The organism is Deinococcus taeanensis (assembly GCF_020229735.1).
Lineage (GTDB): Bacteria > Deinococcota > Deinococci > Deinococcales > Deinococcaceae > Deinococcus > Deinococcus taeanensis.
On sequence record NZ_CP083459.1, the window covers coordinates 87,441 to 112,971 of the forward strand.

Annotated in this window: 16 protein-coding genes and 1 pseudogene; 7 read left to right on the forward strand and 10 right to left on the reverse strand. The window is 67.2% G+C overall.

What is annotated here, in order from left to right; all coding sequences use genetic code 11:
* Positions 1-192: 192 nt before the first annotated feature.
* The 4 genes and pseudogenes from LAJ19_RS22210 to LAJ19_RS19920 form a co-directional block, all read left to right on the forward strand.
* A pseudogene (locus tag LAJ19_RS22210) lies at positions 193-537 on the forward strand (AraC family ligand binding domain-containing protein); the annotation flags it as partial.
* Between the two features lie 133 nt (positions 538-670).
* Positions 671-970, forward strand: a complete 300-nt coding sequence (locus LAJ19_RS19910; protein ID WP_225524749.1) for a helix-turn-helix transcriptional regulator — start codon at positions 671-673, stop codon at positions 968-970.
* Positions 971-1,379: 409 nt separating this feature from the next.
* On the forward strand, positions 1,380-2,555 hold the full coding sequence (locus tag LAJ19_RS19915) for a S8 family serine peptidase (RefSeq protein WP_225524750.1): 1,176 nt from the start codon (positions 1,380-1,382) through the stop codon (positions 2,553-2,555).
* A gap of 144 nt (positions 2,556-2,699) precedes the next feature.
* Positions 2,700-5,705, forward strand: coding sequence for an HD domain-containing phosphohydrolase (locus tag LAJ19_RS19920; RefSeq protein ID WP_225524751.1), 3,006 nt, complete (start codon positions 2,700-2,702; stop codon positions 5,703-5,705).
* Positions 5,706-5,749: 44 nt separating this feature from the next.
* Here the strand turns inward: LAJ19_RS19920 and LAJ19_RS19925 are convergent, their stop codons facing one another.
* The 5 genes from LAJ19_RS19925 to LAJ19_RS19945 all read right to left on the reverse strand — a co-directional run bounded on the left by LAJ19_RS19925 (position 5,750) and on the right by LAJ19_RS19945 (position 14,129).
* Positions 5,750-8,422 (reverse strand): GAF domain-containing protein, encoded by a 2,673-nt coding sequence (locus tag LAJ19_RS19925; RefSeq protein ID WP_225524752.1) that lies wholly within the window; start codon positions 8,420-8,422, stop codon positions 5,750-5,752.
* A gap of 684 nt (positions 8,423-9,106) precedes the next feature.
* Positions 9,107-9,568: an acyl-CoA thioesterase gene (locus tag LAJ19_RS19930; RefSeq protein WP_225524753.1), complete on the reverse strand. Its 462-nt coding sequence runs from the start codon at positions 9,566-9,568 to the stop codon at positions 9,107-9,109.
* The gene (locus LAJ19_RS19935; RefSeq protein ID WP_225524754.1) at positions 9,565-10,830 is read right to left on the reverse strand and encodes a hydroxyacid-oxoacid transhydrogenase; all 1,266 of its coding nucleotides are present in this window, start codon (positions 10,828-10,830) and stop codon (positions 9,565-9,567) included. Before LAJ19_RS19935 ends, LAJ19_RS19930 begins: the two co-directional genes overlap by 4 nt.
* A 653-nt stretch (positions 10,831-11,483) precedes the next feature.
* On the reverse strand, positions 11,484-12,035 hold the full coding sequence (locus tag LAJ19_RS19940; protein WP_225524755.1) for a class I SAM-dependent methyltransferase: 552 nt from the start codon (positions 12,033-12,035) through the stop codon (positions 11,484-11,486).
* Between the two features lie 249 nt (positions 12,036-12,284).
* Positions 12,285-14,129, reverse strand: a complete 1,845-nt coding sequence (locus tag LAJ19_RS19945) for a putative bifunctional diguanylate cyclase/phosphodiesterase (RefSeq protein WP_225524756.1) — start codon at positions 14,127-14,129, stop codon at positions 12,285-12,287.
* 460 nt (positions 14,130-14,589) lie between these two features.
* Here LAJ19_RS19945 and LAJ19_RS19950 point away from each other — a divergent pair, with 460 nt between their 5' ends.
* Positions 14,590-15,123 carry a hypothetical protein gene (locus LAJ19_RS19950; protein ID WP_225524757.1) on the forward strand — a complete coding sequence of 178 codons (534 nt, stop codon included), beginning with the start codon at positions 14,590-14,592 and terminating at the stop codon, positions 15,121-15,123.
* A gap of 28 nt (positions 15,124-15,151) precedes the next feature.
* Here LAJ19_RS19950 and LAJ19_RS19955 read toward each other — a convergent pair whose 3' ends face one another.
* The 3 genes from LAJ19_RS19955 to LAJ19_RS19965 form a co-directional block, all read right to left on the reverse strand.
* Entirely contained in the window at positions 15,152-15,373 is a 222-nt protein-coding gene (locus LAJ19_RS19955) for a hypothetical protein (RefSeq protein WP_225524758.1), read from the reverse strand.
* 265 nt (positions 15,374-15,638) lie between these two features.
* The gene (locus LAJ19_RS19960) at positions 15,639-17,225 is read right to left on the reverse strand and encodes a sialidase family protein (protein WP_225524759.1); all 1,587 of its coding nucleotides are present in this window, start codon (positions 17,223-17,225) and stop codon (positions 15,639-15,641) included.
* A gap of 591 nt (positions 17,226-17,816) precedes the next feature.
* On the reverse strand, positions 17,817-18,182 hold the full coding sequence (locus LAJ19_RS19965; protein ID WP_225524760.1) for a cupin domain-containing protein: 366 nt from the start codon (positions 18,180-18,182) through the stop codon (positions 17,817-17,819).
* A gap of 1,035 nt (positions 18,183-19,217) precedes the next feature.
* Between LAJ19_RS19965 and LAJ19_RS19970 the strand changes: the two genes are divergently transcribed.
* Positions 19,218-19,958 carry a PAS domain-containing protein gene (locus tag LAJ19_RS19970; RefSeq protein WP_225524761.1) on the forward strand — a complete coding sequence of 247 codons (741 nt, stop codon included), beginning with the start codon at positions 19,218-19,220 and terminating at the stop codon, positions 19,956-19,958.
* Positions 19,959-21,019: 1,061 nt separating this feature from the next.
* On the opposite strand, the gene LAJ19_RS22215 is transcribed toward LAJ19_RS19970, so the two are convergent.
* On the reverse strand, positions 21,020-21,517 hold the full coding sequence (locus LAJ19_RS22215; protein ID WP_432804270.1) for an alpha/beta fold hydrolase: 498 nt from the start codon (positions 21,515-21,517) through the stop codon (positions 21,020-21,022).
* Positions 21,498-24,275 (reverse strand): PAS domain S-box protein, encoded by a 2,778-nt coding sequence (locus LAJ19_RS19975; RefSeq protein WP_225524762.1) that lies wholly within the window; start codon positions 24,273-24,275, stop codon positions 21,498-21,500. Before LAJ19_RS19975 ends, LAJ19_RS22215 begins: the two co-directional genes overlap by 20 nt.
* Positions 24,276-25,024: 749 nt before the next feature.
* Here LAJ19_RS19975 and LAJ19_RS19980 point away from each other — a divergent pair.
* Entirely contained in the window at positions 25,025-25,486 is a 462-nt protein-coding gene (locus LAJ19_RS19980; protein ID WP_225524763.1) for a response regulator, read from the forward strand.
* The last annotated feature ends 45 nt before the right edge of the window (positions 25,487-25,531 follow it).

A 25,531-nucleotide genomic window follows, 5' to 3' on the forward strand; every position in this document is an offset into this window, starting at 1 on the left:
CCGCCGTGTGAGGTGAAGAGGCCGCAGGGTGGCAAGCGGCAACGGCACGGCAGCGGCGTGGGCCCTGATGAGCAGTCCGGGTGGGCGGAGCTGAGGCGGCGCGGCGCCTGGCCTGAGCGGGTGAGTGGAACGCGCACGCCACTCCGGAGTCCTTTACAGAGGGATGAGGCGCGGCTGTGGCGCGTGCCGTTCATGGGTGGCCTGGACGTCCTGCAGGCCCGGTTTGTGAAGCAGGTCTTCGCGCGGCACACGCATGAGGAATTCACGATCGGCGTGGTGCATGAGGGAGCGGCTGAGTTCTGGAATCGCGGCGCCGAGCGCGTGGCCCCGCTCGGCAGCGTCATGATGATCAACGCAGACGAGGTCACGACCGAACACTCCTTCGTCGGGGGCGGGTACCTGCACCTGGTGCTGTACCCAAGCGCTGAGCAGCTGCGCGAGGTGGCGCAGCAGGTGACGGGCAGGCAGGGGCTGACGCCGTACTGTCCGCAGAGTGTTTCGGCGGCCTCTGACGTCGCCGAGGCCCTGACCGCGGCGCACCGGATGCTGAAGGACCCGTCGGTGCCGCTGCTGTCGCGTGAGAGTGCTCTGCAGTTCGCGCTGGCCCGCCTGGTGACGTCGCGCGGAAGATCACCTGTCCCCAGACCGTGCGGGGCGGAAGGGGCGCGCCGTGAGCGAGGTCCGGGCCTCCCTGGACGCGCACGCGACCGAGGAGGTGTCGCTGGACGTTCTGGCGCAGCTGGCCGGTCTGAGCGCCTTTCATCTGAACCGGGTGTTCCGGCGGAAGGTGGGCCTGCCGCCGCATGCGTACCAGGTGCAGGCCCGCATCCGGCAGGCGCGCACCTGGATCGCAGCAGGCTGGGGTCTGGCGGAGGTGGCGCTGGCAGCGGGGTTCAGTGACCAGAGCGCCTTCTCGAACGAGTTCAGATGGTATGTCGGGGTCACGCCCGGCCGGTACGCGCGGAATTGACTGTGCAAGGTGAGCTCCGAACCGCAAAGGGTGGCTCGGCAGGAGCATGTCGTGGCCAGCGAGCGCAGTCGCAGGCAGCGGGTGGGCTGGTCTGGGTGGCCGCATCCCCGGACTGACGGCGAGTCACTTGTCTGGGCTACTTAACAAAAGTGAGGTTCATTAGTGCATATTCAGTATTGTCCATCTAATCTTTAACTTACGGCCCAAGGATGCCCGTTCTCTTCCGCCCTCCTGCCTGACGCCCTGGAGCCAGCCCCTGTGACTCACGCTCACCTGCCCTCTCTTTCGTCATTCCCCCCCACCTCCACGCCCCCCCGGAGGGAGAGGCGCGCCGCTCGGGCAGCCACAAGCCCTGGGCCACGCGTGACCTTCCCGGCCGGTCCACTTCTTTCCGTCACCAGAGGTCATCATGCACACATCGTTGAAATTCCTGGGTCAGGGCCTGCTGCTGACTGCGGCCCTCGCCTCCTGCAGCCGCGCCCCGACGGTCACGCCGCAGGGCGCCCTCGCCGTTGTGCCGGAGTTCGGAGCGCAGACGCAGGACAGCGCCGGCGCCGGCCGCCTCCACGCCCTTGCCGGAGCCTTCGTGACCGCCGGTGCATTTGTGACTGCCGGAGCCTTTGTCACCGCCGGCGCGTTCGTGACCGCCACCCCTGATGACTGGGCGGCGGCGCTCGACGCCACCACCGTGCCGGACGGCACGCCCAACACCTTCAGCGGGAACAGCCCGGTCTGGGATTCCATCGGACTCGCGTCCGGCCAGCAGGCCGCCCCACAGCTCGGCCAGGGCGTCACGGTCGCCGTGATCGACTCGGGCATAGACCTCAACCATGCGGGCTTCAGCGGTCACCTCAGCGGCGCCGGGCACGACTTTCTCAGTCAGGACAGTGAGCCGCAGGAAGGGGGCGCCCCCGGCGACGTCGCGTTCGGCCACGGCACCGGGGTGGCCAGCGTGATCCTGCAGGTCGCGCCGCGGGCGACCATCCTGCCACTGCGCGCGCTGAGCCCGGACGGCACCGGCGACACCAGCGACATCGCCGCAGCAGTTCGGTACGCCGCTCAGCACGGCGCGGACATCATCAACGTCTCGGTGGCCAGCGAACCCGACCCCGCGCTGGAACAGGCACTGAATGAAGCGGCAGGGGCCGGCATCTACGTCGTGCTGTCTGCCGGCAATACCGGCCGCAGCCCGGTGCTGTACCCGGCCCGCACCGCGCAGGGCAGCGGCACGTTCGCCGCCCACGCCATTTCGGTGGGCAGCTCCGACACGGCTGGGACCCGCTCGGACTTCTCAAGCTACGGCGCAGATCTCGAAGTACTTGCGCCGGCAGAAGGCGTCTTCACCGCCTACCCAGGCAATCACTTCGCGCAGTGGCGCGGCACGTCGTTCGCTGCGCCGATGGTTAGCGGCGCGCTCGCCCTGGCCGTCGGCGCAGGCGCAGCGGACGACGCGAACCTGGCGGCCGCCCTGACGGCGTCGGCATCCAACGTCGACGCGCTCAATGGTCCCTCGCTGCTTCCCGGAGAGACCACGCTGGGCTACGGCAAGCTGAACCTTCCTGCCTTCCTCTCCGCGCTGCCTTGATCTGACACGCTGTCACGGTTGTGTGAGAGCGGCCGTGACACAGTCAATGTATGACCGCCCTGCACGCATACCCCATTCATCGGGTCTGCCCGTGTAGGGTCCTTTCTTTGTCCTGCCGGATCGTGGCTGACCGGGGACCGGGCCATGCCTAGCGCCCACACCACCCTCAACCGCCTGGAGGCGCTGACTGATCCGCGTCAGGCCCTGCACGACGCCCTGGCCCTCGCGGCGTCCGCGGCGTCCGCGTCCGCGCAGGCCAAAGCGGAACTGCTCGCCGCGCAGCGCGCCCTGGAACTCGACGAACACCAACGCGCCCTGGACAGCGCCCGGCAGGCCGCGGCGCTCTTCACGCAGTTGCAGGATCAGGTCAGTGCCTGTGAAGCGAACCTCATTGCCCTGCGCGCACTGATGAACCTCAATGACGCTCCGGCCTTCGAGCGGCTGACGGCCACGATACTGAGTGAAGGGGAGGCGTGCGGCGCGTGGGCGGTGGTGGCCAACGTCCATAACCTTCAGGGCGGCATGCACCTGCGGCACGGCAAGCTGAGTGACGCCATCGCGTCGCTTGAACGGGCCTCCGCGCTGCGCAGGGACATCAGCGACGATGCTGGCTACGCCGGGAGTCTGAACAACCTGGGCCTCCTGCATCAACGCGCCGGTGACACCGGCCGGGCTCTCGAGTATTTCCTGGCGTGCGTGGCGTTCATTCACGCGTCCGGCAAGGATCTGGCGCGGCAGCTCGGCGCGTGCCTCATCAACGTCGGCGCCCTGTACCGCTCCATGCAGCTGCTTGATCAGGCCGGGCAGTACCTGCGCGAAGGAATCGCTGCAGTCCAGCAGGCCCAGGACCTGCGCATGGAGCTGTCCGGCGTGGTCGCCCTGGCAGACGTTCACCGCGACCGCGGCGACTCCAAAGGCGCCATTCTGACCTACCTCGAGGCGCTCGCCCTGGCCGAACGGACCGGCGCGCGCGAAGAGGAAGCGGAAGTGCTTGACAGCCTCGGGCGGGTGTACGCCTCGCTTGGTGAGGACGCCCTGGCCGGGCAGATGAGCCGCCGGGCGCTGGCCATCGCATCTGAACTGGGCCTGTCGCTCGTGCAGCTGTGGGCCACCCTCAGTCTCGCGCACCTCACCCTCAAAGCCGGTGACGCTCAGGAAGCCCGGCACCTGTACGCCGCAGCGAGGGAACACGCCGAACAGGCCGGGGTTCAACGCGAAGTGTGGCAGGCCCTGGAAGGCGAAGCGCAGGCCCGGCGGCACCTGGGCGATCACGCCGGCGCGGCCGACCTGCTCAGCACCCTGCTCAGCGCTGAACGCGCCGGATACGCAGAGCGTGAAGCGGTCAAGCTCAGCGAACACCAGGCGCGGTTTGACGTCGAGAAGGCCAACCTCGAGGTCGACACCAACCGGCGGCTGCGTGAAGCGGCCGAGGAGGCGCGGCGCGCGGCGGAGGCGGCCGTGCAGAAACGCACGGAAGAACTCGAATTCGCGCAGGTCGAAATTGTGACGCGCCTGGCCGCCGCCGCCGAATACCGCGACGACCAGACGGGCAAGCACACCTTCCGCGTCGGGCACGTCAGCGCCTACCTCGCCGAGCGGCTCGGCATGCCCGCCGGTGAAGTAGACATCCTGCGCCTCGCCGCGCGCCTGCATGACGTCGGCAAAATCGGCATTCCGGACGCCATCCTGCTGAAACCCGGCCGGTTCACTCCGGAAGAATTCGACACGATGAAACAGCACGCCGTCATCGGCGCGCGCATTCTCTCCGGTGGCCACTCCGCCCTGCTGCGCGCCGCGGAGGAAATCGCCCTGACCCATCACGAACGCTGGGACGGGACGGGCTACCCATACGGACTGAGCGGTGAGGCGATTCCCCTCAGCGGCCGGCTGGTGTCTATCGCGGACGTCTACGACGCACTGACGAGCGAACGCCCCTACAAGCGCGCCTGGACGCCGCAGGAAGCCCTGACGGAAATCGAGGCCCAGGCTGGGCGCCAGTTCGATCCCCGCGTCGTTGAGGCGTTCGGCGACATGGTCCGCAGCGGCGAGCTCGAACGCATGGCGATCGTGGAAGACGGCCACCTCTTCACTCCGGGGGCCGTGCTGGGCGAACGTTTTTCCTCCCCGCAGGTCACCGCTGACCCTGACGTCCCGGTGAAGCGCCCGGCCCACCGCCTCCCGGAAGACGTGCAGCGGCGCCTGACCAGACTTCTCCGTGACGGCTGGGACGCGCGGCGGGACCAGCCTGAACACGCGCTGGCCCTCACGCAGGCCGCCCTCCTGCTGGCCGAACAGCACGACGATGATCTGGGCCGGGCGTACGCGCAGCGCAACCAGGGTTTCGCATGCCTGCAGGGCAATGACCTGCACAGTGCCGAGGCGCTGCTGACGCCCGCGCTGAACGTGGCGTGGGCCTACGGCGACCTGACCCTCGAACGCGACGTGACCAACCTTCTCGCCGGGGTTTACTCCGCCATGGGCCGGCAGCAGGACGCACGGAACCTGTGCGAGACGACGAGGCGGCTGTCCGCGCAGCTGGGCGACCCCAGCGGAGAAGCCAACGCCCTGACGAACCTCGGCATCATTGAAGCGAAACTCGAGCAGTACGCCGAGGCGACCGCCACCTTCGAGCAGGCCGCGCGCCTCTACCGCGCGCAGGAAGACCACAGCGGGCTCGCCAACTGCCTGTACAACATGGCAGACGCGGCCCTCGACGCCGGGGACGCGCCCGGCGCCAACGTCCTTGCCCGGGACACTATTCAGGCGGCCTCACAGGGCGGCAGACCCGATCTCGCCGTGCTCGCGCTGAGTCTTCTGGCCTGCTCTCACGACGCCCAGGGGCAGCACGAGGCCGCGGCGGCGCTGCATCAGCAGCTGCGCACGGCCCTGGAGCCCGGCCGTGATCATCAACCGGAAGCGTGGGGCTGGGCCCACGCGCACGCTGCAGACAACCGCGTGGCCCTCGGGGACGACGAGGCGGCCGTCACCCTGTTCGAAGCCGCAGCGCAGATCGCGGGCGACCGGGCGCTTCACGACCTGCAGCTTCACGCGCACAGTCGCCTGGTGGACCTGAAACTGCGTCAGGGAGACGTTCAGGGCGCGGCCCGCCACCTTCAGGCGGAACGGAACGCCAGAGCGGCGCTGCAGTAAGCACAACGGCACCAGCCGTTCTCGGCGGCTACGGGCCTGCCCGCTCACTCACCAGAGACCGAGCGCGGCGCGGCCGGCAGCGCGAAGGAGAAGGTGGCTCCCTCGCCGGGAACCCCCTGCGCCCAGGCCCGCCCGCCGTGCCGCGTCACAATCCGTTTCACGGTCGCCAGACCAATGCCGACCCCCTCAAATTCATCCGCCCGGTGCAGCCGGGAAAACACCCCGAACAGCCGGTCGACGTGGGCAGGATCGAAACCCACGCCATTGTCAGCAACGGTCACCGTGACTTCCTCCCCCTCCTCCTGCGCGGTCACGGACACCGTGGGGTCGCTGCGGCCGGCGCTGTACTTCACGGCGTTCGACAGCAGGTTCACCAGCACCTGCCGCAGCAGCGTCGGATCCGCCTGCACCTCCGGCAGCGGGCTGAGCCGCCACGTCACGGCTTCGCCGGTCAGATCAAGATGCAGGTCCCGGATGGCGTCATGCACCAGCACATTCAGGTCAACGCGTGACCGCCGCAGCGGCTGACGGGCGGTGCGTGCGAAAGTCAGCAGGGCGTCGGTCAGCTGCGTCATGTGGGTCGCGGATGCTTCGATGGTTCCCAGGTACGTCAGGGCGCGCGGCGGCGCGGCGTCGCCCAGCGTGCGCCGCAGCAGCGCGCTGAAACTCAGGATGTGCCGGACCGGCGTGCGGAGGTCATGCGACACGGTGGTCGTGAAGGCGTTCAGTTCCTCGTTCACCACCTCCAGCTCCGCGGTGCGTTCCGCCAGCGCGCGCACCGCTTCGGCACGCTGCAGCGCCAGGCGGATTTTGTGCCTCGCGGTGTCCAGCAGCGCCCGCTCGGCCCGGGACCAGCCGTGAGGCACGAACAGCGCAAACACCAGCACCCCGGTGGGCGAGGCGCCACTGCCGACCGGCAGCACCGCCATGGACCGGACCAGACCCAGGGGCGCGCGGCCCGCCTCGGCCAGATTCGGCTGGAACCGCTCGACGTACACCGCGTTTCCTGTCTCGAAGGCCTCGTCGAAGGTGGGGGTGGTTCCTCGCGGCAGTCCGCGGAGCAGCGGCGCGAGCAGCCCGCCGTCCGGCGCCGGGCCGCTCAGGGCCCGCAGGCGCCAGATCTGCTCTTCAGGCTCGAAATACCCGCACAGGCCGTCCGGCAGGAGCGTCAGCAGGATCTCCTGCGCACGCCGGAGCAGCGCCACCCGGTCCGTTTCGGTCGCCAGGTCCCGGCTGAGCGTACCGAACGCGTCCAGTGCGCGGTTGCGCGCATCAAGCTCCTCAGTGCGCTCGGCGAGCTCCTCGGTGCGTTTACCCACCGTCCGCTCCAGCACAGTGGTCCAGGCCTGCGCCTCCTGGTACAGCCGCGCGTGATCCAGCGCGACGCCAGCGCGCCGCGCAAGTTCCTGCGCAAGCTCCAGATCCTCAGAGCTGTACGGCCGCAGTGTGTCCGAGCGGGCAAACGCGACCACGCCCACCGTCCGGCCGCGCGCGACCATCGGCAGGCTCATGTACGAACGGAGCCCCAGCGCGCGCAGCTGCGCGGTCTGCTCGGGGCTGTAGCCCAGCGCGCCGCTCGCCGCGGGCGTCACATCCGGAACGAACACCGGCTCGCCCGTGCGCAGCACCCGCCCCGCACCTCCCGGATCGCTCTGATGCACAGCCACGGCGTCCAGCGCGCCGCGCAGCGCCGCGAGTTTGTCGCCGTGCACGTGCGTCGCGGCGAGGAGCCGCAGGTGTTCACCTTCCGGCAGGTACACGGCGCACCAGTCCGCCACGCGTGGCACCGCCAGCCGCGTCACGCTCGCCAGCGTGGTGTCCAGGTCCAGTGACCCGGCGAGGGCCTCACTGGCCTGCGCGAAGAAGGTCAGCCGCTCGCGTGCGCGGCGCTCGGCGTCCAGCAGACGGGCGCGGTCCAGCGCCTGCGCGCCGATCGTGGCCACCGCGTGCAGAAAGTCCTGCTCGGCCCCGTCGAATGGACGCTCCTGCGTGAAACTCAGACCGAGGGCGCCGAACGTCTCTCCTTCCAGCGTCAGCGGCAGGCTCGCCCAGGCGCAGTTATCATTTTCGGCACTCAGCAGCAGCGGGTAGCTCGCGGCAGCAGCCTCGCGGGACGTGACAAAGATGGACTGTCCACTGCGGACCGCCGCGGCAAGCGGAACGGGCGCGGCCAGAGGGAAAGCGTCCCACCCCGTCATGGTCTGCGCCGGCAGGCCGTGAAAGGCAACAGTGCGCAGCTGCTCGCCGCCCGGCTCCAGCAGCACCACCGCCGCGAAGGACCCACCGAGCGTGCGGGGCAGTTCATCCACCAGCACCCGCGCCGCCGCGCTTAACGTCAGGGCCGAGGCGAGGCGCAGGCTGATGGTGGCGAGCGCGCGCCGGTGCGCTTCAGCCTGCGCCAGTGGCGACTGGGCCAGCGTAACCAGCATCCCCGTGCCTGTGGGGTAAGCCGCGACGCGCAGCGGCCACGCGGCGCCCAGGCCACTCTCCTCAAACGACACGGCGCTGCCCGTCTTCAGGGCGCCGCGCAGCCGCGCCAGGGCGTCAGGGGACAGCCGGCCGCCGAGCACCGCCTCCATGCGCTGACCCAGCGCGGCGTCCGGATGCAATCGCCAGCTGGACAGCGCGCAGGCGTTCATAAACTCAACGCGCGCTTCGTGATCCACCAGCACCGCCGGGTGCTGCACGTCATTCAGATACGTGATGGGCAGACTCATCGTGAACTCGGCTTCCGGTACAAGGTCCAGACAGCCTAGCACTGCCGCACGCTGAAGCTGCAGGTGGGCGCCTCTCCACGACCGGTCTGCGCGGACACAACGTCGGCCCCGCACGGCAGTCCCGTCACGGGCCCGGAGTTGAGCGGAGGAAGACTCCCGCTCGGCGGATCATCCTGTGGTGGTTTCGGAAGGGGTCCGCTCCATATCTATTTTCTGGAGACCATCCGGCCACAGGGCGCACGCCGCTCCAGGCCCGGCGCCAGGGCGCCCCTCACCACCCGGGGCACACGAGAAGCACCGACGTTCACGCGGACCCCCCCGACCCTCGGTTTCCGGGTGATTTCACGTGGGCTGGCCGCCCGCGCCTTCCAGAGTGAAGGCGCCACGCCGCAGGACCGCTGGGAACCATCCATCTGAGACACCTTCAGCCGGGGGTCTGAACAAGGTCGTGGGTGCGGAGCTCAGCGACGTGACCTGTAAAAATGACCAGCACTGGAGAGCGGACCAGGGTGAGCGCGGCTCTTCACGCGGCGACTTCTGGTGTGAGGGACCGGCGGCGCCACGGTGTCTGGCCGGGAGAACCAGTGCTGGGCGGGCTCTGGGCAACAGTCTGATTGTGTCGGCAATGGCGTGGACTGGTCGGGGCGGACACCCTGGGGTAGGCGCCTGGCGTGGGCCGGACAGTCACCCGGAGATCTGACCGTCCGGTGGCGCTGCGGGCTCGGCCAGCGCCTCCACCGCGGCGCGCAGCGGTCCGGGCAGGGGCACGGGCCGGCGGGTGTGGCGGTCGACATACACGTGCACGAAGTGCCCCGCGGCGCTGGCGTCTGGCTCGTCGTTGCGGAACAGGCCGATCTCGTACCGCACGCTGCTGTTGCCCACCCGGGTGACCCTCAGGCCGGCGGTGATCCGGTCTGGAAACGCCACCGGGGCGTCGTAGCGGCACCCGGACTCCACGACAAGGCCGATCACGGCGCCCTGAGCAATGTCGAGCGCGCCCTGGGCGATGAGGTAGCTGTTGACGACGGTGTCGAAGTAGGCGTAGTACACGACGTTGTTGACGTGCCCGTAGACGTCGTTGTCCATCCAGCGGGTCGAGATGCCGCTGAACTCACGGAAGGCCGAGCGTGCCAGGCGCGGCCTCATCCGTTCCCCATCGACTGCCTCAGGATGCGCTCCAGGTCAGCTGGCTGCGGCGTGATGGGCGCCACGGCCAGCAGACGCTGCTGTTTCAGCGCGCCTTCCACCAGGGCCGGGAGGTCCGTCTCGCTGAACCCGAGCTCGCGCAGGCCGCCTGGCGCGCCGACGTCCTGCATCAGGGTCCGCAGGGCGTCCGGGAGCGCCTCGCGGCCGCGTGCGGGGCGCCCGGTAAGCAGCTCGGCCACGCGTTCGTGGCGGGCCGGGTCGGCGTCGTACGTGAAGCGGAACGCCGCGGGCGCCGTGACGATCACGCTGAAGCCGTGCGGCACGAACGGGTGGTCCTGCGGGTAGCCTGCGGCGCGGTAGTGGTGGTTCAGGCCGGCGATCGGGTAGGCGCACGCGTGGGGAATATGCACGCCCGCCGAGCCGAACCCCACCCCGGCCATCGTGGCGCTGAGCATCATCTCGCCGCGGGCGTCCGTGTCTGCCGGGTCGCGCACGGCCCGCCGCAGACAGCGTCCGCCCGTTTCCAGTGCCCACGCGGACCAGACGTCCGCGACCGGGTTGCTGCCCTGGTAGGGCGGGCGGTCATCCGGCCGTTCCGGCCGCGGGCGGGTGTGATACGGCCGGCTGAGAAACGACTCGGCCGCGTGGCACACCACGTCCAGTCCTGCGGCGGCCGTCACCCCGGCAGGAGCGGTGGCGCTCAGCTCCGGGTCGACGATCGCCTGAGCCGGGCGCAGCGAGCGGTGGGAAATGCCGGACTTCACCCCCAGGTGCGGCAGGTCCAGGATCGCCACGGTGGTGGCTTCGGACCCTGATCCGGAGGTGGTGGGCAGGGCCAGCAGCGGAAACAGCGGCCCGGCGGGTTTGCGGCCCGCACCGATCGGTGGGTTCACGTACTCCATGATCTGTCCGCCGTCAGCCGTGATGAGGTTGGCCACCTTCGCCGTGTCGATGGTCGAGCCGCCTCCCAGAGCGACAAACCCGTCGGCGCCCGCAGCCTGCGCGCACCGGGCCGCGTCTTCGAGGGACGACAGGGTGGGCTCGACCCGGACGGCGTCGAACAGCACGACCTCGGTGCCTGCGCTGCGGATGGCGGCGAGGACCGCCTGGGCCGCGTCGAGTGCGGCGACGCGGGGGTCGATCACCACAAAGGCCCGGCGGACCCCGAGCCGCTGCAGCTCCCAGCCGGCGTCAAGCGCCGCGCCGGGGCCGAACTTCACGGGGGTCGCTTCTACAGTGAAGATGGTTTCCTGCTTGGTCATGAGGCACCTGCCTGGGTGAAGCCCTCAAGGGTGGGCCGTGAGGTGAGGCGAGCCGGTGGGGCGGCCCGTGTGAGCGGGAACGTGACCACCTTAGGGCAGCCGGGTCTGCAAAGTACATCCCTGGGATGCAGCGGGGCTGGCCGTCACGGCCGGAAAACGCCCCGGCAGCCTCTGAGTAAACTTCCTTGCCCTGACCCGGCACGTTCAAACCCGCCGCGGGCGGGCACTCCCCGCGCTGGAATGCCACTGTTCCCCCGCGGTGGGAAGCTCAATTCGTCGCCAGAGCACCCCCGCGCTCACCGCCCCCGCCGCTGAAATGATCCGAGGAAGATTCAACCTGCTGTGCGCCGTGTCTGGACCACTGCCGCTCCCCTTCTGGTCACCAGCGTCGCCCTGCCCACCGGCTGTCCCGCTTCTGTCCACACCGGCACAGCCAGGCGTGAGGGGTTCCCCAGAACCACGCTTCTCGTGCCGCGCTTCAAGCACGGTGGAGACCACACGCGACCAGTGCAGAAGGCCACGGGTCAGGGACGCGAATTCACCACTGGTGGGCACCAGAGCCAGGCTGAGCTGGTCCGAGCGGGCCGTGGCTCTCAGGGGACCAGGGTCTGTGCGACTGATCAGCCGGTGTCCTACAGCCAGCCAAATGACGCTTATTTAGGTTTCATCGCGTTGACGATGATCGAAACATTGCCCACCTTCCCGTCACGGTTGCGGTGGTCGAGCATCAGCGAGCGATAGATTGGCCCTGTCGTGACATCCCATTCGTGATAGTGGAAGCGCCCCTGCTCATCGCAGTATTCCAGTAGCTCCACTTCGAAGCCGACCCGCTCAAAAACATCCCTGAAGAGGTGCGCGTCATACACGATCTTATGATCCGCGGCCGGGTGATCAGCTGGACCAGGTCCGCCGATCTGCACGATTCGTTGATACGCCTCGTCCGGAAAATTCGCGTCGGGGACCGCGCAGCGAAGGAATCCACCTGGCTTGAGGAAGTCAAAGCACAGCTGGGCGGCCGCTCGGCCCTGTTCAAGGGTCAGGTGTTCCCAGACGTGCTCGCACAGGAACGCACCGGCGCGGCGGTCACCGAAATAGTCTTCAAAGCTTGCACGGTTGGTGAGGTCGAGTTGTTCCCGTTGCGTGGGCAGCCAACCATCCCAGGCCTGACTGCCCGCACCAAGAATGACCTTCAGGGGTGACGTCATGCGGGCAAGTATGCCCGCTGGGCCCGAACCGACAAACGCACGAGGTCAAATCTTCAGTCGCACGGATCCTAGCGGGGTGGCGCCCTGCCCACGGTGAGGCCCGCCCCGGCGAGTGACCTGCTTTGCACCGGACAGCTCGGGCCGGGCTTCCTGGCCGGCCCGCCGACGCTGCCCCCGGAGAGAACGGGCGTTCAGGGTCATCAGCCCGCAGGACGTCCGGCGAACTCGGGGACGGTGGCCGGGCTGAACTCAGCTCTGCTGCCCGCCCTCCCCGGAATCGAGGGATGACTCACTGCTGTCCAGCTCATCCCGGTAGGCGGCCGCCGGGGCTGGCCGGCCGAACAGGAACCCCTGCCCCACGGCGCAGCCCCACGCGGTCAGCAGGTCAAGGTGCAGCTGGGATTCCACGCCCTCTCCCACCACCGACACGTCCAGGTCGCGCGCCAGGTTGATGCTGTTGCGTACCAGCGCCGCGTACCGCCGGTCGGTGGTCATGGAGGCGATCAGCGACCGGTCCAGTTTCAACTGCTGAAACGACAGCTGCGCCAGCTGGCTCAGGTTCGAGTACCCCATCCCGAAATCATCCAGGGCCACCTGGACACGCAGGGCGTTCAGGGTGGCGAGAACGTCACGGGCGGCCGATGGACTGCTGATCACATGGCTTTCCGTGAGCTCCAGCACCAGGCATTCCGGGGGAAGGCCGCTGAGGTCCAGCGCCGCGACCACCTGCCGGACGAAATCAGGAGCGTTCCACTGCTCCGCCGAGACATTGACGGCCACCTTCCAGGTTGGCCGGCCCGCGTGACGCCAGTGTTGAAGCTGCGCGCAGGCCTCCTGCAGGACCCACGCCCCGATCGGGAGGATCAGCCGTGACCGTTCTGCCAGAGGAATGAACGCGTCCGGGGACTCGACCGTGCCGTCGGGCCTCGGCCAGCGCAGCAGCGCCTCCACGCCAATCACCTGCCGTGAATGGAGGTCCACCTGCGGCTGGTAGTACAGCTCAAACGCCCCGCGCTGCGCGGCCACCTCAAGCGCAAGGTGACGGTGCAGTTTCTCGGCCGCTTCGACACTCATCTGCTCCGTGTGAAAGCAGGCCTGCCCGCCGCCGCGCTGCTTGGCGTGGTACATCGCGATGTCCGCGGCCCGCAGCAGGTCCGGCACGGCCTGAAAGTCACGTGGGTACACAGCGATCCCGATGCTCCCCCGGGGTTGCAGGCGGTGACCTTCGATGTCCACCGGAAGGCGCACCTGCTCGAGGATCTTCTGTGCGATGAGCGCGGCGTCCAGCGGGTCGTCCAGGCCGCCCAGAAGCATCACGAACTCATCACCACCCAGGCGGGCCACGGTGTCCCCACTGCGAACAGACGCGGCCAGCCGCGCGGCCACCACGCACAGCAGCGCGTCCCCGGCGTGATGGCCCAGGGAGTCGTTCACGTGTTTGAAGTGATCCAGGTCCATCATCAGCAGCGCCACGTGCGTTTTCGTCCGGCGGGCGTGCTGCGCCGCCCGTTCAGCGTGATCCAGAAGGTGGGCGCGGTTGGGCAGGCCGGTCAGGGCGTCGTGGTGGGCGGCGTGAGAGCTGCGCCGGTCCGCTTCACGCCAGTTGCGGATGGCAAGGCGCAGTTCAAGCTCGTCGATCACCACGGCCGCCAGGTCACGCAGAAGGGTCCGCTGGTCCGCCGTGAACGAACGCGGCGCGGCATCAACCGCGCTCAGGGTGCCGATGCGGTGCCCATCCGGGGTGATCAGGGGCGCGCCGATGTACGACTGGACGCGTATGTCGCCGAAACGGATGTCCTGATGCTGGAAGCGGCTGTCCAGCGCAAAATCAGGAATGACCATGACGTCGGGCTGCTCGATCGTGTGCGTGCAGACCCCCATGTGCCGCTCCTGCTGCCGGACCAGCGTGCCGTGAACTGCCTTGAACCAGCCGCGGCTTTCGTCGATGAAGTTGATAAACGCGATGGGCACCTGCAACTGCGCGGCGACGAGCCGGGTGATGCGGTTAAATTCTGTTTCCGGCAGGGAATCCAGGACCTCGTACCGGTTCAGCGCGTGCAGCCGCTGTTGTTCACCCACCGGATCGAAGGCCACAGTGCTTTACAGTTCACCTTCCGCGCCCGCGGGTCAAGGGGAAGCGTGACACTCCGGGGCGGATGGCGGCGCCGGCGCAGTGAGAGAAGGGAGCTGAACGGAGTGCTTCAGCACTTCCCCGGAGTGGCACACGCTGAAGCGGGCGGTGCTCTGCCACGCGGTGAGTCATGACGCTGATCTGTTTGCGTAAAAAACTTCCCCTCGACGGCAACTTCCTTCCCCCAGTCAGCGCCTGACCGGGCCGGGGGCTCACCAAGGCCTCTGACTGGTGCAGGGCGGCGCACCCACGGTTCCGGCCGCCGCGTTGAGCGCAGGGGTTGCACCTCACCAGGTCAGTCCGGCCCCGCCGGTTGTCTCCCGGCCGGCGCTTCTCTCGCCTTTTCAGAGCCGCACCCACCTCCCGGCTGCCCCGGCGGGGGCATGGCCGGAACCACTCACCTGCCCGGCGTACGCTGCAGGGATGACTGTGCAGGAATTACAGGAGTTGGCAGCGCAGGGTGTCGCCGAGTGGCAGCCCGGCATGCCCAGGGACGTCACGCTGGGCGCCGAGGTGCCGGAAGTGGACAGTGTCTTTTTTACCGTGGTACGGGGCGACCAGGGTGCGTTCGTGCAGGTGCCCGCGTGGGAAATGACGGACCCCGCCAGCTGGGAGAGTGCCGCGGCGCGTCTGCTGGCCCTCATTCAGGACGACCGGCTCCTTCCGCTGGACGAGGGCCGCGTCCCGCTGGTGAGATGGATCGTGCCGCCGCGAGTGCCGCAGAGCGGCGCCGGGCCGGCGCAGTATGTGGATCTGGAGGTTCTCCTGCCGGATGACCGCGTCCGGTGGGCGGTGGCCGCGGCGCTTGAACACCAGGACGCTCACCTGGAACTTCACGGTGAGCTGGCCTGGTTCGCTGAGCCGACGTCCGGGTCGCTGGTGCCGGTGACTGAACTGAGCTACGACGAGGAACTCGGGCTGGTGGACCGCCGGGCCTTCCCCGCCGAGCACGTCTGAGCGCGTAAGCCCCGCGGACGGGTGGGGCTTACGCGCGGACGGTCCGGACCAGGCCGTGCTGATCGATCAGCCAGACAAGCGCGCCCTGCAGCCGCGCCCGCTCCTCGGGGCAGGTCTGGGCGTCCAGAGCCCACGCGCGAATCAGTTCGGCCAGGTCGGTGCGGCCGTGAAGATCCAGCGCGAGGATGGCCTCGGCCACCTGCCGCCGCACCTCACTGTGTCCCTGCGCCGCAGCTCGTCCGGACCTCATGCCCTGACTGTACCGCGTTCAACCCGGACCCTGAAGCATGTGGAGGCCCTGGGTCCGGATGGGTCCGGTGGGGGCATGTCCGGCCGGCCGGAGGGCTCCTTCCGGGAACCTCCGGCCCAGTCGTTGGTTCCGGTGTTGAACAAGCGCTGGCCGGTGGATCCTGCCCAGACCCCAGCAGGATTCACCGGGTGCTCGCGCCACTGCCAAGCTGCCAGAACCCACACAGGTGGGGTTGCGTTTCTCCTGCTGCGCGGGCAGGAAGGGATTACGGGGTGTCCGGGGTGAAGCGGGCGAAGAAGATGCTGGAGTGGGGGCTGGCGTCTGTGCTGTCGGTGGCCGCAAACAAGGACACGAAGTCCCGGCCGCTGGATTTCAGGCCGTTGTAGTCACCCAGAAACTCCCCACGGGCGACGGCGGCGCGTTGCAGGTTAAATGAGCTCGGGGTCAGCCGCGTCTCGCTGCTCCACCCGCCTGGGCCAGCACACTGCTGGTTGACAGCGCTGGGGTGGCAGTGGGCCAGATAGAAGTCCGTGCGCGTGTCGCTTTGGTCTGCGTCGTTGGCATTCTTCCGGAAATCGTAATAGGTGACGGCACCGTGGCCGTCACTGTTCACGGCCACGTTGGGGTTGAACGCCTGCCCGTTGAGGCCCAGACCTGCGGGCGTCTGATTGACCTGCACCGGCGCACTCCAGGTGCGGCCCCGGTCGCTTGACCGCGCGAGCTTGATGACGCTGAGCCCCGCGGCGTCACTGTCCTGCCAGACCGCATACGCTGCGTTGGCGTTGCTGGGGTCGCTGGCGAACTCCGGGATGATGTCCCCGGTGCGCACCGGGAACGGCGCGCCGTTACTGAGCCGGTCCGGGTCCAGCACGTCAGGCGGGGCGAACTTGCTGATGATGGTCGGAGCGGACCAGCTGGCGCCCCGGTTGTCCGAACGCAGCACGGCGACGTTGTAGCCCCGCTGCTTTTTGGCGTTCTTCACGTAATAGATCAGGTCAATGCCGTTGAGCAGGGTGGGCGCGCCGCCGTTCACGCCGGGCAACACCACGATCTGGTTGCCGATGGTCTGCGCGATCCGGCCCGGGTCGAAAATGATTCGCGCCGCTTCCCAGGTGAGGCCGCTGTCGGTGGTGCGGGAGAACCAGGTCGGCCCCTGGAACCCGGTGGCATTCTCGAACCCCCCGGGCCCGGCGTGCTCACTTGCGGTGAGCAGGCGGTCCCACACGGCGTACGCGTACCGGGCGTCGGTCGGGTCGGCGGTGACGCTCTGCTTGTCGCTGAACCCGTTGCCGGTGGTGTCCTGCTTGAGAACCGTGGTGTTTGTCCAGGTCAGGCCGTCGTCCACGGAACGGCCGGCAATGATAGCCGAGTGGATAGCGTCCGAATTCGCGGCCAGGCTGAGGTGGTAGAGGATGCCGGTTGGCCCGTAACTGACCCAGGGGTCCGAAGCGCGCGCCCAGCTGCCGCCGGCGCACAGGAACACGCCGGTAATCGGATGGGGCGTCCAGTTCAGGCCGCCGTCAACGCTGGTGGCCGTCATCAAGCTGCGTGCGCCTCCACTGGACCAGCGGTCCTGCTGCCAGGTGCCAACCATGATGTTGGCGTTGGTGGGGTTGACGTCAAGCCAGGGTTCAACCTCAGTGTCTGCAAAATTGACTCCAGGTTGCGTGGCGACCTGGTCAGCGGTGCAGGACTCAAAGGGGCTGCCGCCGCTCATGGAGGCGCGCACCGGAAGGGTGGAACTGCCCAGATCAAGCGCCGTTACAGGACCTGCCGGGGGGGCGCCGCCGCAGGCCATGAGCAGGAGGGTGAACGTCAGGCCGCCGGAATGAAAGAACCGTTGCTGAGACATACGCGGACCTTCATGACGCGCGTGGCGCCTTGCACATTTCCCTTCAGGAGGGTGAGCTTGCGGCGTGATGGGCCAGACAAACCGGAGAGAACCAACCACCACCTCTTTGTGAGGCACGCGGCGCCCAGAGCGGGCGCGGCACGCCAGGAACAGGACCGGACGGTGAAAAGCTGCAAGAACAGCAAGGTAAGGGCCGGACAAGCTGGCCGGTGGCACCCGCTGTACGGTCGAGGCAGCGCCGGTCTGCACATCACAGTGCCGCACCGGTCACGCCGTCCGCCGCTCAACCTGGGCTGTGAGGACGTCAGTGGACGCTGATCTGAGCGTGATGGAGCCATGATGCCCGCCACATCCGGAGTCCAGGGGAACGGAGTGCAGATGCCGGCCGTTCCCGATCTACCGGGAATGAAAAGCGGACTGCGGACCGGGAACGTGAGGGTGAACGGCCATGCAGGCTGCGTTACATCTCAGCTTGCCTCTTCAGAGAGAACGACACGCGCCGATGTTCTGGCCTGGTCGCGACCCTCTGATTCAGGATCACCACCGCAGCGCCTGAGCACAGTAAGGTGCACTCGCTGATGACGTGGCACCTCAGTGCTGGTGTTCGGGGGGCGCAAACAAAATCAGCTCAGCACGGTCATGACCCTCAACGTTAGCATCATGGCCGGGTGGGATCTCAAAAAAGTCTCCCGTGCTGATGTGCGTCTCGGTCCCCGTATCCATCATGCGGACCACCAGCCTGCCGCTGATGCAGTACCCGGTATGGCGCATCGGGCACGAATCCGGCGAACCAAGCAGCGGCTTCTCATCTGCCTCCCAGGTCCAGCCCGGTTCGAAGACCGCGTGCATGCCGGCTGTCCCATCTGTCAGTTTGACAATGGATATCCGGCTGTGATCTTTCATGTCAAGCAGCTCGTCAGGCCGCTCAAAGCGCCTGACTTCAATGGCAGAGGCCATGTCGGAACCCTCCGTTGTGGCGGAATGGATGAGCCACACAGGCCAGTATGGAAGGAGTTCAAATTGAGTGACGGTTGGGCGCCCACGTGCAGGGAAGGTGTGGGCTCAGCGGTTGGTCATTCGTCACCCGTCAGCCGCCGGCCGTGCATCTGGTTTCCCTGGCAACCGGAGATCACAGCCCCCACTCACCACTGTTGGGGTGTCCGCCAGTTCCACTGAAATTCGCCCTCGCCAAAGGCCTCAACGTTCGTGAGCAGAATTTACGCCCCGGCGACGGTCCGGCCCGCCAGAACCCACCCGGACAGGCGTGTAGGGTTCATCCTGAACGGAGGTGACCTCGCCGGGCAGCCCACGTGTGGCATGCTCACGCAGCTGGGCCTGACGTCAGCTGGTCAGCCTCAAAGCGCTGGAGAAGCCCGGCAAGCACGCCCGGGCCCAGTCCGGGGAAGCCGCCAGGCAGGAGCTCCGCAACGCCGAAACCGGACCTGAAGGTGCTGCGCCGCGACCCCAGCGGTATGAGCGCATCAGGCCACGTGTTCTCCACCCCTGGTCTGCCAGGCCATGCTCCCTGCCTCAGAAAGAAACGCCCAGACGCCAGGGAGTCCGTGACGAGCTGCGGTCCGGACGCCCGACACAGCACCATGTGGCTCCACGCTCCACGGCACGTTTCCCAAGGTGGCGGAGTACTGGGAGAGCCGCGCTGACCTCTCCCAGTGCCCCGCCACCCTGTTGACGAGTACGCGAATGTCAGAGCGCCCAGCCTGGCCAGGTGACGCAGTATTCCGCACCGTGATTTACACCGCCGTGCTGAACAGGCAGGACTCAGCTCTGGCAGTGAGAGCGACTGGTAACCGGCACTGCAGGTCCGCCTGCGGGCGAGCAGGGCGCCTGCAGGTTCGTGTGTGACAGTGGCGTGCACCGCTCAGCGACGGTCGAGCCGCCTGAGAGAGAATCAAAGCGCAGGGTCTGCGATCCAGCGTCTCCCCGGCGTCCGGCTCAGGTACACCCCTGGCGTGAAGGTCTTAGAATACCAAGGTGATTTCAGTTGAACGCCTCTCTGAAGGGCTCCTGCAGGGGCTGGTCGCCGTCGACTCGGCCTTGCAGGTCACCTTCTTCAATGAACGTGCCCGGTTTCTGCTGCGTAAACCCGGCCTGCGGGCCGGCGTGCACCTGCAGGAGATGTTTCCAGGGCTCGCTGAGGACAAGATGTGGTCCGAATTCCACCGGGCGGTGAACCAACGGGTGAGTGTCGAGTTCGACGTGTTCCATCCTGCGCTGTTCAGGTGGCATGAAATCCGCGTGGTGCCGGACGAGGACGGCGGCCTGGTGCTGCTGTTCCGTGACGTGACCGAGCGCCAGTGGACCATCGAAAAGGACACCGAACATGCCTATCTGCGCAACCTTTTCCAGGAAGCGCCGGTGGCGGTGTACGTCCTGAGGGGACCTCAGCATCAATTCGAGTACTGCAACGACTTTGCCCGTAACCTCGTCGGTGGTCGTCCTCTCGAGGGCCTCACGGTTCGTGAAGCGTTTCCTGAATTGCAGGGCCAGGGCTACTTCGAGCTGCTGGATCAGGTGTACACGACCGAAACCCCGTTCCATGGTCGGGAGATGCCGGCAGTACTCACGGACCCGGCGACCGGTGAGACCCGGAATCTGGTGGTCAATTTCTCCTACATCCCCTTCCGGGGGTTTGATGCCAAGGTCACCGGGATTCTGTCACTGACGGTCGACGTCACTGCTTATGTTGCTGGCACCCGCACCACGCCCGTCTGATCTCGCGCGTGCCGTACCTGCGGCATTCTCCCCGCAGGTACGGTGATCCGCCAGCGTCCTGGCTGACGGCGGTCTCATTTGAAAATGCTGAGAAGACACAGGGCCAGCTGCAGGGCTTCTCTGATTGCTTCGTCATCCGGGCATCCGGGAACACTCACCATGCAGTCCTCTTGGATCCTGCGAAGGGAACGCTTCCCGAAGAGATCGTCCTGAAGTCACCTGAATCCACAGGCGAAGCGCGACGCTGGATGAGAAAGCATTCGGGTAGTGCTGGAGCGTTCTCTCCCTGACTACAGTCCCCGGCCGCTGACAGGAGCTTTCAGAGCACTCTGAGAAGTGGCGAAAGCAACTGCCCGACGGGATGACATTCAGCTACCTTCTTTGTGGCTGGCCTGAGCGTGCGGCCGGATTTGCAGAGCATATTCAGAGCTACTCAACTGCTGCGTGCGGCAAAAGCTGCCGCTTCGGAGGCGGGCGCGAACGACGGCACCCACCTGAAGCTCACTTTCGCTAGAAGTGAGGTCGGGCGCCCGGACGCCTCCAGACAATTGGCTCCCGCGAGGCCGGGGAGACCTCTGGCCGGGCGCAGAGGACCCTGAAACCCGCACCGCCAAGGCTCAGAGTGGAGCCTGAGGATCGTCAGAATGCGCCAACCTGCGATCAGGCCTCTGGTGCCTGACCCGCCACTCCGAGCCCTGCAGGCCGCTGACGGTCACCGGTTGCGGCCGCAACGGCAATCAACCTGCCTGGAACTGCCCCCTGCCCTCCGGGGGCATACCGGCGAGGCCTCCAGCGACGTGACTGCCGCTTTCTGCAGAGCCGGAACACCGCTCCGGAAGCCCCGTGCGCCTCTGCCTAAGCAACCACTGTACTTCCCCGGAACGACCGCAAGGACGGCTCGCCATGAAAGACATCGAACCTTTTGCCGGTCCGTGGCACGCAGAACCCCTCACTCCTGCACCGGAATTCAGACGGCCGTTGCACTGCACAGTGAACTTCAGCGCATCCCTAAAGGAGCAGATTCATACGGATGACCTGAGTGGGCTGCGCCACCACGCCGGTTACCTACAGGCGCCGGACGCCACAGTCCGGACATGCAGATCTGGCTGCTTGTTCGCGGTGCGCTCCGCAGCCCTCAGTGATTGCAAGGCCCCTGGTGAGGCTTTCCGCCATGAAGCGACTTCCGGGCTCCTGCGGCACACCGGGTGAGGTATGACGCACTGCAGGCCGCCCCCACCGTTATCGTCCGGGGACTTTGCCCGCACAGCTGACGAAAGACGCAACGTTCGTGAGAATCCGAGGCCTGCACTTGCCCAGGCGGGGGCGGCGTAGCCGTCGAGGGTGGCGTATCGTGCTGCGTTCCACAGCTCAGGATCCGACTGACCGAAGCCCGCGAGGTCGTACGTCACGACCTGGTGCGTGGCCTGAAAGGCGTCGACCTGATGACGGAAGATGCCCTGGTGGGAGCAGAAGCCGTGCGCGCACAGCAGGGTCCGCGGCCCGGCCCCGGTCACCGTGACGTGGGCGCGTTCGCCGAAGCTACGGTGAGTGACGGTCATGGTTGTGCGCCTGCTGGGCCTCACCAAATACAGGCAGCTGCAAGAAGGCGTCGACGACGCGGGCGTCGAGCAGGACGCCGGCCTCGCGGCGCAGCTGGGCGGCGGCGTCCTGGTGGGTCCAGGCTGTCTTGTAGGGCCGCTCGCTGGTCAGGGCGTCGTAGACGTCCACCACGGCAAAGACGCGGGCGGCGAGGGGAATGTCGGTGCCGGCGAGGCCGCGGGGGTAGCCGCTGCCGTTCCAGCGTTCCTGGTGGTACAGGACGACTTCGAGGGTGCCTGGCGGGAGGGAGGGGATGTGGTGCAGCATTTCGTAGCCGATACTCGGGTGGCGTTTGATGACGGCCCATTCATGGGGATCGAGCTGGCCGGGTTTGAGGAGGATGGCGTCGGGGATGGCGACCTTGCCGGTGTCGTGCAGGAAGGCCCCCCAGCGCAGGGCGTCGAGGTCGTGGCCGGTAAAGCCGAGGGCCTGACCGAGCTGCTCGGTGAGGGTGACGACGCGGTCGGTGTGCCCTTTGGTTTCGTAGTCCCGGTACTCCAGTGCCAGCCCCAATGCCCGCAGCGTCTCCTCCCGCGACGTGTTGAGTTGCGCCAGGTGGTGCTGGCGTTCCAGGGCGTGGCTCAGCCGGGCACTGACGTTACTCAGGAGCTGCCGGGTTCCGGGGCTGGTGGTGATGCCCTGATCGGTGCCGAAAGCAAGAATCGCCACAAGTTCACCCTGTCTGGTGATGGGCAGCACGCACAGGGACACCCAGCGCTTGCGGGGCAGAGGTTCGGGTGGATCGAACACCGCCCGGGTTTCTTCCAGGAAGTACGCCTCGTTCCTCCTTAAAGCCCGGCGGATGGACGCTGCGAACGGCAGATCGTAGAGGGCTTCCTCGGATGCCCCGGGGAGGGGCGGGTCACCAGCTTTGGCCAGGAACCGCACGGTCCGTTCTGAATATTCGAAGGCGTACCCGTAGTCGTACTCGGTGAGATTCAGGCATTGACGAAGTGCCTCGGTGGCCAGGTCCACCGGCGAATGCAGCTGCTCGAGAGAAACGGTGAAGTTCAGCAGATGCTGATAGCGTTCGAGCTGTGCGCGGAGTTTCAAGTCGGCGAACTTCCGCTGATTGATCTCGTGGGTCGTTCCGATAAACCCGGTAATCTCGTTTGTCACCGGGTCCCGCAGGGCCTTGAAGGACGTCTCCACCCAGACGTCAGAGCCGTTCCTGTGGCGCAGCCGGTACTCGAACTTCTCGCGTTCAAACTCTGGCGTGAACCGGCGAAGAAAGGCGTCGCGCAGAGCAGGCTGATCCTCGGCGTGAACAACATGCAGGGGATCTGAATTGAGCAGCTCGTCCGGTTGGTACCCCAGCAGATCCCAGGCGGAAGGAGAGCAGTACTCAACCTTCCCGTCAACGGCGTACTGCCGCACGAGATCGCTGGAGTTGTCCGCCAGTCGCCTGAAGTTACGTTCACTGACCTCCAGGGCCTGCCGCGTCTGCGCCTGCTCCAGCTGGGCGAGCGTTCGGGCGGTGATGTCCCTCGAGTTGATCAGCAGGCCGCGGACGTGCGGGTGGTGCCGCAGGTCCACGCCGAGACTTTCCATCCAGACCCAGTGCCCGTCCCGGTGCTGAATCCGGTAGGTTGCCGTGATCGGGCCCCCGTCCGGGGCCAGGCGCGCCAGGGCGTGCTGGACCGGCGCGTGGTCGTCAGGATGAACCAGTTCGAACGCGTTCCGGCCCAGAAGCTCCGTCGGGGAATACCCGAGAACGCGCTCGACGGCGCCGCTTTCATAAGCGATGACCCCCTGCTCGCTGAGGACCGTCACGATATCGGAGGCGTTGCGCGTGACCGTGCGGTACCAGTCCTGTTCCCGCTGTAGGTCGTGGTACAGCCGGCTGCGGTCGAGGGCGGGCGCACACTGATCGGCGACGGTCAGCAGGAACTCCTGCTCGCCGGGTTCAAAGTGCCGGTCATCGTGAAAGGCCAGTGAGATGGCCCCGATGACGTTCGCGCCAACCATGAGCGGCAGCGCCGCCGCGCTCTGAAATGTCCGTGCATGAACCTCGTACATGTGAGCGTACTGCGCCCGGAACTCCGAATCCCTGAGGAAAATGGGACGCCGCTCGCGGATGGCGTCAGTAACCGGCGTCCGGAGCGTGACGGGAAACTGCTCCCAGCCGCTGATCGCCGCGTCGGTGTAACCCGCGTGCCCGATCAGGTCAAGCACCTGTCCGTCAGGCCGCAACAGGTAAATTCCCCCCGCGGCGGCCTCCATGGCACTTAAACCCTCGTTAAGCGCCGCGTCAACCACCTCCGAGACGTCATAGGTGGCGCTCAGGGCCCGGCTGATGCGGGCCAGCGCTGCGCGGTGCAGGTCCTGCGAGCGGCTGGCCGGCCGCAGATGAATCAGCAGGGCCTGAACATGGGGGTTCTCCAGGAAATGGGTGACTCGGCCTGTCAGCCACACCCAGCGTCCACTGGTGTGTTGAACGCGGAAGGTGGGCAGTTCGGCGGTCTGACCGGCCTGAAGGTGCCTGACCTGCAGGGCGAGCGCGGCGCGGTCCTCCAGATGGATCAGGCTGTACGCCGCCCAGCCGGTGGGCAGCGACCCCAGGGCGTTCTGCACCGCCGGGTTGGCGTATTGGATATGGTGCTGAGCGTTTAACAGGAGTGTAAGCTCCGGAGCGTGATGGGCCGCCTGGCACAGCAGCTCGAACCCGATTGGGGTGAGCGGGTTGGCACTGTGGGAAAGTCGAGCAGTGGGCAACATAGTCCGGCGGATCCCTCCTCGGTCTGAAGCGTTCTGGAGAGACTGAACAGAGGTCACGTTCCTGAGCAGAAGATTAGGGTTTGTGTTCTTCCTTTCCCCTCACAACAGACGAACTAAATGGAGCCGGTAAGGTCGGCAATGCTATTCAGGCGTCGTTGGCCCTCCTGGCCAACCGGAAGGGCCTCCCCTGGCCAGGGCGTGGCGATCAGACCACAAGACCCCATCGAGGTATCCGCCAGACGTGGGCTTGCCGCTATAAGGCTCTTTTCTTTGAGCGGAGAGGCTCCCAGCGCCGGTGCAAAGCGGTCGGGCCCGCCCGTCAGGTCGTGCGGTCGCCCTGGCCAGCGGATACCCACCGAGGGCTCCTGCTTCATGCGAACTCGCGGCGGTGCTCAATGGCGCCCCTGCTGCAGCGGACGACGCCCGCCGAAGTCTTCTTTGACGGTAGGCACAATCGCTCCCCCACTGTCATGACCCCCGCAGGGTTAGGGTTTTGCCTGCCTCCTTCATGCTGGGCTTCGTGATCGGCACGCTGGGTAACCCTGATCATGGGGAAATGAAGGAGGCGCGGGGTGGGAGCCGCTGCTGGGCGCATGGTCCCCACGGCGTTCCGGACGACACCCGCGCGGGCCTTACCTCTGACAGAACGGGCACGGGGCCCTGCCTGTGCACCGCGCGGCCCTTGCCCCTGTCGGGGGGCCACCAGGACGTCGCAAGGTGGCCTGGAACATGGCATAGCATGATGGACTATGCCAAGCGGTGCGCACGAGACCCTCTCCCTGATGGTGGTTGATGATCATGAACCCGACCGGATGCTGGTCGAGGAAGCCTTCGCGCTCCTGCCCTATCCGGTCAGGATTTACTGCTGTTCGACCGGGCCCGAAGCGCTGGCGTGGTTGCGCGACCCTGCCCGGCCGCGGCCGGACGTGATCCTGCTGGACCTGAACATGCCACTCATGACGGGGTTTGACGTCCTTCAGGCGATTCGCGATGATCCGGCCCTGAGCGCGCAGCCGGTGGTGATTCTGTCGACTTCGGACGTCCCGGACGACATCCGGCGGGCGTACCACCTCCGGGCCGGGGCGTACTGTGTCAAACGGGTGGACTTTGCGGGGCTCCTCCAGCAGGTGGAAGCGATGGTGCGCTTCTGGCAGCATGCCCGGTTCCCTCACTGGCCTGCGGGTCAGACAGCCGGCGCGTCCGAGGCGTGAAGGGGCACTGGCTTCCGCCTTCGTGACCCGCGTTGGGGTCCACCG